The sequence below is a fragment of the Nitrospirota bacterium genome, assembly GCA_016212215.1.
Lineage (GTDB): Bacteria > Nitrospirota > 9FT-COMBO-42-15 > HDB-SIOI813 > HDB-SIOI813 > JACRGV01.
Genome location: JACRGV010000057.1, coordinates 1 through 8,151, shown reverse-complemented (window position 1 = coordinate 8,151; position 8,151 = coordinate 1). Strand labels below are relative to the sequence as shown.

General features: G+C 42.2%; 6 protein-coding genes. 4 read left to right on the top strand and 2 right to left on the bottom strand.

Annotated features, from left to right (window positions below; all coding sequences use genetic code 11):
* Positions 1-341: 341 nt before the first annotated feature.
* Positions 342-1,613, bottom strand: a complete 1,272-nt coding sequence (locus HZA08_05305; protein ID MBI5192841.1) for a nitrate/sulfonate/bicarbonate ABC transporter ATP-binding protein — start codon at positions 1,611-1,613, stop codon at positions 342-344.
* Positions 1,614-1,750: 137 nt separating this feature from the next.
* Entirely contained in the window at positions 1,751-3,448 is a 1,698-nt protein-coding gene (locus HZA08_05300; GenBank protein MBI5192840.1) for an ABC transporter permease subunit, read from the bottom strand.
* 99 nt (positions 3,449-3,547) lie between these two features.
* Here HZA08_05300 and HZA08_05295 point away from each other — a divergent pair, with 99 nt between their 5' ends.
* From HZA08_05295 to HZA08_05280, 4 genes are all read left to right on the top strand, one after another.
* Positions 3,548-5,461 (top strand): sulfatase-like hydrolase/transferase, encoded by a 1,914-nt coding sequence (locus HZA08_05295; GenBank protein ID MBI5192839.1) that lies wholly within the window; start codon positions 3,548-3,550, stop codon positions 5,459-5,461.
* Between the two features lie 8 nt (positions 5,462-5,469).
* Complete coding sequence (locus HZA08_05290) at positions 5,470-7,206, top strand: capsule assembly Wzi family protein (GenBank protein ID MBI5192838.1); 1,737 nt, start codon at positions 5,470-5,472, stop codon at positions 7,204-7,206.
* Positions 7,207-7,432: 226 nt separating this feature from the next.
* On the top strand, positions 7,433-7,855 hold the full coding sequence (locus HZA08_05285; GenBank protein ID MBI5192837.1) for a nucleotidyltransferase domain-containing protein: 423 nt from the start codon (positions 7,433-7,435) through the stop codon (positions 7,853-7,855).
* A complete protein-coding gene (locus tag HZA08_05280) occupies positions 7,845-8,018 on the top strand; it encodes a hypothetical protein (protein MBI5192836.1) in 174 nt (57 codons plus the stop codon). Before HZA08_05285 ends, HZA08_05280 begins: the two co-directional genes overlap by 11 nt.
* Positions 8,019-8,151: the final 133 nt, after the last annotated feature.

Genomic DNA, 8,151 nt, shown 5'->3' with positions numbered 1-8,151 from the left:
TGGCTAATCACATGAGCAGTGAGTCCATACGATATTTGTGTGAAGAACTTAATTCAACAGAAACAGTATTTCCGGGCACAAATCTGCGACTGGTTTACGAACTGGTATCTTAACAAATTCCACGAGGTCAGGAGGTCTGAAGTTAGATTTTACAGGTGATAAAAAGAGACTGAAACTTGTTAAGTAGGCTGTGGATAACCGGCAAATTCCGTACAAAAACCGTCAAATCATAAAATCAGGTTATGTAACTATTTGAATTAATTATATATACAGGCTTACTACGAATCAAAAGGCTGCAGGTTCAAGTCCTGCCAGGCGCACCAATGGGGTATCAGTGTAGCTTACGCCTCTTCCAGATAAACCTCGCCGCTATCCAAATCATACGCGAACAGCTCTGCATACCGGCCCCAGTCTATGGCGGTTTCAAGCTGGTTCCATGCCTCTTCTTCTGTGAAGTAGTTCTCAAGTATTTCAATAAAGAAGTCTTCGGACATCCTGTGTTTTGTAGATGTGGAGAGTACCTGGAATATCTGTTTCAGCAACTGGATGTTGGATATTGCCATCTCCCTGAATATCTCTTTCTTTTTGAGTGCATCTGCCTCAGCGAAAATCTTTCCCTGTTCTTTGAGTAATATGTCTCCCTCTTTTATCTCAGCGAATCCGAGAAACACGGCGGCCTCTGTTAATGGAAATATGTCATCCACTTCCATACTCAAATCTGAAGCAAGTACCGGTATGTCTACTTTACCGCCTTTATCATGTACAAGCTCTACCAACCCGCTGATTGCACCGATCTTTGCATGGGGGATAAACTGGTATCTCTCTTTCCTCAGCAGGAATGGCACCTCTCTTGCCGGTCTCGTAAGAATAGAATATATCTCATCAAGCAGGTACTTGAATTCTTTTGAATCCTTGTCTCTGACGTGAGGCAGGATTATCTGAATGTCTGCGCGTATCTTTCCCGGGTTGTGTCTCATAACAATCGCCCTATCAGAAAGGAAAACAGCCTCTTCAATATTATGGGTGATAATAATTATGGATTTAATGGGCATCTTCTTTTTCAGCCACAGGTCTATAATCTCGTTTCTAAGATTGTCTGCTGTGAGGACATCCAGTGCTGAGAAGGGTTCATCCATAAACAATATCTCAGGTTCAACAGCAAGCGCCCTTGCAAGCCCGACCCTCTGTTTCATGCCGCCTGATAGTTCCCGTGGATATGCCTCTTCAAATCCATCTAATCCAACAAGGTCAATCGCCTTTACGGATTTTTCCCGTGCAATATCTCTTGCGACACCTTTTGCCTTTAGCCCGACTTCCACATTCTCAAGGACTGTAAGCCATGGGAATATTGCAAAGTTCTGAAATACCATTGCTACATTAGGCTTAGTCTTTTCAAGCGGTACTCCATGATAAAGCACATCGCCCTCAGATGGTTTGGCAAGGCCGGCAAGTATTCTAAGCAGGGAGGACTTTCCTGCGCCGGTTGGGCCGAGGATTGACACAATCTCTCCCTCCTCAACCTTGATATTAATATCCTCAAGCACGCTAAGGCTTTTGCCGCTACCCATTGGGTATGATTTAAAGAGTTTTTTGGTTTCTAAGATAACGCTCATTCTATTTCATCCGAAAATCCCTTCCGGCGGGGTAAGAAAACCCCGCCTATCCAGATTAAAATTAACGATAGGCGGGACATTCTTGTCCCGCTCATTTTCTTCTATCTTCAGCCTTACTACCTATCACCTATTTTTCTTCAATCCAATCTATACTTCTCCTGAGCAAGTATAAACAGCCTCTTCCATAGAAGTCTGTTTATACTTACCACTACTAATGCCATTGCAATTGTGCTTGCGAGGAGCATCCTGAAATCACCGGACGCGGATGCAGTGCTTATGGCTGAGCCAAGCCCAGGTGTCGTTATCGTTCTACCTGCAAAGGTAACATATTCGGAGACTATAGTTGCATTCCATGCCCCGCCTGTTGCTGTAATAAAACCTGTAATAAGATACGGGAAGATGCCGGGAAGAATCAATACCTTCCACTTTCTTATGCCCCTGAGTCCATATATACTTGATGCCTCCCGTAACTCGTGTGGTATTGACGATGCCCCTGCAATTACATTAAAGAGTATATACCATTGTGTGCCCATCAGCATAAGGAATATTGCGCCTATATCAAGCCCGCCTCCAATACGTATCAATACTAATATAATAGCAGGAAAAAGTGCAGTGGCCGGTATGGATGCAGCTATCTGGACTAAGGGCTGGAGGAATCTTGCGGCACGGGCATTCATCCCTATCAAAACCCCTAATGGTACTGTCCAGATAGCTGCAAGTGCAATAGAGGCTGATGTCCTGAGCAGGGAATATACGACCCCCTTAATTATTGTAAGAATCTCAGGCATAGTAATACCGCTCAGAAAGACGACAGCCCTGACAATCAGTAATATCACCAGGGAGATTACCAATAACTGGACAATCAATCTTATTGCAGACTTAATCCATGAATGTTCTTTTCTTTCTGCCATAAAAAGCCTGTCTATCCGCTCTCCCATTTTAGATGCATAAATGTTAATCTTCTCCACAATGGCAGACCTTCTTATGACATCCAATATGAATGATTCCTTCTCTTCCTCTCCTGCTATGGTTTCAAACCTGAACTTCTGTGTCCATGCCACAAGCGGCCGCCATATAATAGTATCGAGCAGTATAATTATTATCACCATTGCACCAAGTCCATAGAATACATGCAGAATATCCCCTGCATCTGCCGCAGTATGAATATAAGAACCTAAGCCCGGTAATCTGAAGTCCCTATCCTTTAAAACAAACATCTCACATGCCATCAGGAAGAACCAACCTCCGGCAACAGACATCATGCTGTTCCACACAAGCCCTATTGCACTGAACGGCAGTTCAAGCCTGATGAACTTCTGGAGTCTCGACAGCCTGTATAGAACAGATACCTCTGTCAGGTCTTTGGGCAGTGTATTTATGGAGTTATAGTAACTGAATGCCATGTTCCATACCTGGCCGGTGAATATAAGAATGATCGCCGACAACTCAAGGCCAACCCTGCTGTGAGGGAAGAGGGCTATCATGGCAAGCGTAACACCAGGCAGAAATGACAGTACAGGTATGGACTGAAGTATATCAAGGAGGGGAATCATAATCTGTTCATTTGACCTGCTCTTGTTTGCTGTATAACCATACCAGATGGAGAATCCAAGTGAGAGTATATAAGCCGCCAATATCCTGAAAATAGAGTTTAACGAATAATACGGGAGATTTACCGGCGACAGGTCAATGACAATTGAACCGATATCCCCGCTCCAGCCTGATGCCACATATACAATCAGGTACAACATGGCAAGGATAAACAATATTACCCCCATGTCTACACTCCTGAAACCCGGCCCCAGCCTCGGTATGGAAAAAGGTATCTTAAACATGGCGGGTATTATAATACATATTTCAGAGGTTAATGGGAATAAAAATCTATTTGTAATTGATTTAACAGTTAATTTCCTATATTATAATCCAACCCAAAAATGATGATTAAAGATGACCGACATTTAAGCAGACAAATCAGGGTAAAGACCTTTTTCTCTTTCCTGGTTGCCAATTACATAATCTCTTTGATTATCTCTTACCCGTACCTTTCCTACGGCCCTTCTGCAATAGATTTTCAGGCATGGGTATATACACGTATTGCATTCCTGTCCAACTTTGCAATCTTTATTGCAGTATTAGGCCTTTTTCTATGGCCGTTTACCAGATTCATAAAATCTTCGATACAGCTTTTCTCACTCCCGCCGATTGTAATGTTCTTGTTTCAGGTTTTCCTGCTGGTTGATGTTCACATATATGAGATCTTCCGGTTTCACATAAATGGGATAGTGATAAATACACTGACTACTGAAGGGGCAGGAGATTCAGTGCAGGTAGGGAAAAAGACACTAATCATGTCTGCACTGCTGATTTTATTTATCCTGTTGGTTGAGTTCGGAATACTTCTGGGGTTATACAGATATTTTTCACATAGTTTGAACAGGAGTTTTCTTGAAAAACTCCGCCCTCGTAAGCCTGTCCTTGTCTCTGTGTTACTCTTCCTGATGCTTATATCTGCTGACAAGTTTATCTTTGCCTATGCAAATTTCTATGACATGAATAACATTACACGTTATCAAAAGCTATATCCGATGTATCTCCCCCTGTTTGCTGATAAGGCAATGGAAAAATATCTTGGTATGAAAAAGGAAAAAAGCCCTATCGAATATAAGGTTAAGTCGTCCCTTCTTAATTATCCGTCTCCTGATTTTAAGATTGAGAGTAATTTGAAACCAATAAATATTGTTTGGATCGCCCTTGATTCATGGCGGTTTGATATGATGAATGAAGAGATAACCCCTCATATCAGTGAATTCAGCAGGCAGTCGCTATTATTTGAAAATCATTACAGCGGCGGCAATGCGACACGATTTGGGATTTTCCCCATGTTCTACGGGATATACGGGACATATTGGCATCAGATACTTGCTGAAAGAAAACCGCCTGTGTTCATGGATACACTGCAGGGGATGGGATATGATTTCAAGATACTATCCAGCACTCAATTGACATACCCGGAATTCAGGAAGACTGCATTTGTTAAACTTCCGGCAGGCGCTATTGATGATGAACTCCCCGGAAAGACTGCGGCTGAGCGTGACCTCTGGATAGGAAAGCGGTTTGAGGAGTTTATAGAAAGACATGATAAATCAAAACCGTTCTTTTCATTTATGTTCCTTGATTCGCCTCATGCACCTTACAGGTATACGCCGGAGTTTGCCAGATACCAGCCTGCGGTTGAGGAGATAGATTATCTCAAGGTCAAAAAGGCTAATGCCACATTTGAGGCGGTTAAGCCGGTTTATAACAGATACAGGAATGCTGTATATTTTAGTGATTATGCAGTCAATCAGATACTCACAGGTTTGAAGAAACGCGGGTTATTGAAAAATACGATAGTTGCTATTACCGGCGACCATGGAGAGGAGTTCTATGAGACAGGTTTCTTCGGCCACACAAGCTCCTTTTCCAGATATCAGGTGCATGTACCTTTTATCCTTTATGTACCGGGGGAAAAACCTGCAAAGATAACAAAACTTACAAGCCATCTTGATATAGTACCGACCATGCTTTCTTTGATGGGGAGTAAGATGAATCCATCGCTTTATGCGCATGGCCGTTCATTGCTTGGTGCAGAGGAAAATCATTATGTTGTCTCAAGCGGGTGGGACAACTTTGCAGTGATTGACAAAGATGCCGTAGTGATTTTATCTACTGAAATTTATAATGCCGGTTCCGCTGAGGTGAGACTCGGTCAGAAATATGAGATGGTTGATAACAGGCGGCCGATACTTGCGGCCAGGTCAAAACAGTTATTGGATGTTACAAAAAATCTGAGTAATTTTTTAAAGTAATGAGATTAATGATAAATCCTGCCGGAGTTAAACCCATCCCCACCCTAACCCTCCCCTTGAAGGGGAGGGAAAATAACCTTGCCCCCTCTCCCCTGGCGGGAGAGGGTCAGGGTGAGGGGGCCTTATATTTATATTTCCTCATTGTATTATTTTTTATTACACTTAGTTTCTATAATCTCTCAACATCCCACGCAGCCATGTCCTCTCACATCCCCCTTCACAGTAGTCTTGAAGAGGATATTCAGACACTTCAAAGTATGGGTTATCTGGATGAAATCTTTTCCGGGGCACGCCCTTATTCACGGATGGTGGTAGCGAAGGCAATAGTAAGGATTAACTTTTTTCCCTCTCCCCTTAGGGGAGAGGGTCAGGGTGAGGGGGCGTACCCGCAGGTTGTTACAATTCTATTAAACCGTATTGAACAAGAGTTAAAAGAAGAGATTGAATTCTTACAGGGTGCAAGACCCCCGTTGGTTGAATTAAATCAAATAAAACTACAGTCAGTAATTCTTGACGGGAAATTTTCTAACGGCGGGCTTAATAGATTACAGAGCATAAAGAATAACAATGGCAGGGATTATGAAAACGGATTGAATTTCTATGGAGATATTTCACTGCAGGCACGTTTAGGTGATTCAACACTATTATATTTGGACCCTGAATTTCAATATACTGAGCGTGATACACCGGGCACAGATGAGTTATACCGTCTCAGGCTTAGGGAAGGCTATTTTAAATATCATACGCATTATTCGGATATTATGTTCGGTAATGTGCCTTTGTGGTGGGGGCAGGGCTATAATGGATCACTAGTACTAACGGATAATATTGAGCCTCTCACAATGATTCGATTCTATAAAGAAGCGCCTTTTGAGTTTACTCTCCCCCTCCCCCTATCACTCTCCCCCGCATCCGTCCCTCTCCCCTTAGGGGAGAGTGTTAGGGTGAGGGGGCTTATGAGATTTTCTTATGATTTCTTTGTGTCCAGACTTGAACATGATCGTGAGTTGCCGGGACCTGTTTTCTGGGGGCTTCGTATCGGGTTTAAGCCAATCCCATCATGGGAAATCGGGATGGCCAGGACTGCTATGTTTGGCGGGGGAAAAAGGCCGGTTACATTAAAGACAATTACAAATTCTATTACAGGCATTGGGGAGAATACACCGAAAGAAGCAGGAAATCAGATTGGCGGGTTTGATACAAATTTCAGGGGGCATATCCGGCAGCAGCCTTTTAATATTTATGCAGAATTGTATGGCGAAGACGAGGCCGGTTCATTGCCGTCAAAGTATGCATACCTTGCCGGTCTTTATTTGCCTGACATTGCAGGGCTGTCCGGGAATACATTACGTGTTGAATATGCAGACAGCAATCTTAGAGCAAAAAAGGAACCAAGAATTTGGTACACTCATCACGTCTACACAGATGGTTATACTTACAAGGGAAGGATTATGGGGCACGGCATGGGAACCGACGCAAATGACTTTATAATAAAATGGGAGAAATATTTAACAGCAGATATGAAAGGTTTTCTTAGCTATGAGCGTAATAGAGCCGGCCGTTTTGATGGTATCCCCGTCATTTGGCGGGAAGCCAATGACTACTCGGCAGGAGCGGATATAAAGCTCAAGCAAGGAATAGAACTATCTCTAAATTACACATACCAGAAAGTGGATAACTTCGACTTCTCGTCTGATAAGGATTTTCAGAATAATGAGGTCTGGGTTAATATAAGTTTTGAGTAGAGGTCAACTTAAAGTATAGTACAAAGTTGTGATGTTGAGAAATGAACGGATATTCAGAAAAATTGTAATAGAAGAGATAAACGATTTGCCGAGCTTATAAAGAAATATACAAAAGATAGTGTACATTAATTTTAAAAACAGCTTCATCGGTTGACACATAACTCTCATATTGCTATCCTGACCCTGAAATAACAAATCCATATTTTTAATACTTGAGAAATATTTTATGGGAATAAAAGAACGCTGGCACAAGACTAAACCGCTTCCACCTGACATCATGGAAAGGATAGATATGCTGCCTTCCCTTTTTAATGAAAAAGGGGTCATGCTTGCCTATCTTTTCGGCTCACTGTTACATACTCAAGGGAATGATGTTGATATTGCCCTCTTATATGAAGGAGACTTTGATGATATCCGGAGAGAGATTCATAAAAAGCTTGGTACTTCGAGGGTTGATATTGTAAATCTAAAGGCTGCTCCTGTTCTCATTTCTTTTGAGGTGATTAGCACTGGGAAAATGCTTTTCAGTCAAAATGAAGATACTGAAAATCTGTTTGAGATGAAGATAATAAAACAATATCAGGACTTCGGCCCGGTAAGAAATAAGCAGCTAATCCGTTTAAAGGAAAATCTGGGCATTGGTATTTAAACCTGAACATATTATCGCAAGACTCAAAGAGCTTGACACTGTTGTAGAAGAATTGTCTCATTATAAAGACCTTACAATAGAAGATTTAAAAAACTCCCTTTCTAAGCGGTGGACTGTTGAAAGAGGGCTTATAGCAGGCGCTAACCTGATATTTGATATGTAAGCGGTTAAATAACCCCATCTTCACAAGTTGAGGGGAAGATGGCATGATGGTATCCAACAATGAAAGGAGAGCCGTCATGTCAAATTATTTTGAAGAGTGTAGTGAAGTAGGGGATAGTGATAAGGGCAAGTTC

Coding starts and splice junctions, on each gene's coding strand:
- HZA08_05305 (MBI5192841.1), bottom strand. CDS start 1,613: ATGAGCGTTATCTTAGAAACCAAAAAACTCTTTAAATCATACCCAATG.
- HZA08_05300 (MBI5192840.1), bottom strand. CDS start 3,448: ATGTTTAAGATACCTTTTTCCATACCGAGGCTGGGGCCGGGTTTCAGG.
- HZA08_05295 (MBI5192839.1), top strand. CDS start 3,548: ATGATGATTAAAGATGACCGACATTTAAGCAGACAAATCAGGGTAAAG.
- HZA08_05290 (MBI5192838.1), top strand. CDS start 5,470: ATGATAAATCCTGCCGGAGTTAAACCCATCCCCACCCTAACCCTCCCC.
- HZA08_05285 (MBI5192837.1), top strand. CDS start 7,433: ATGGGAATAAAAGAACGCTGGCACAAGACTAAACCGCTTCCACCTGAC.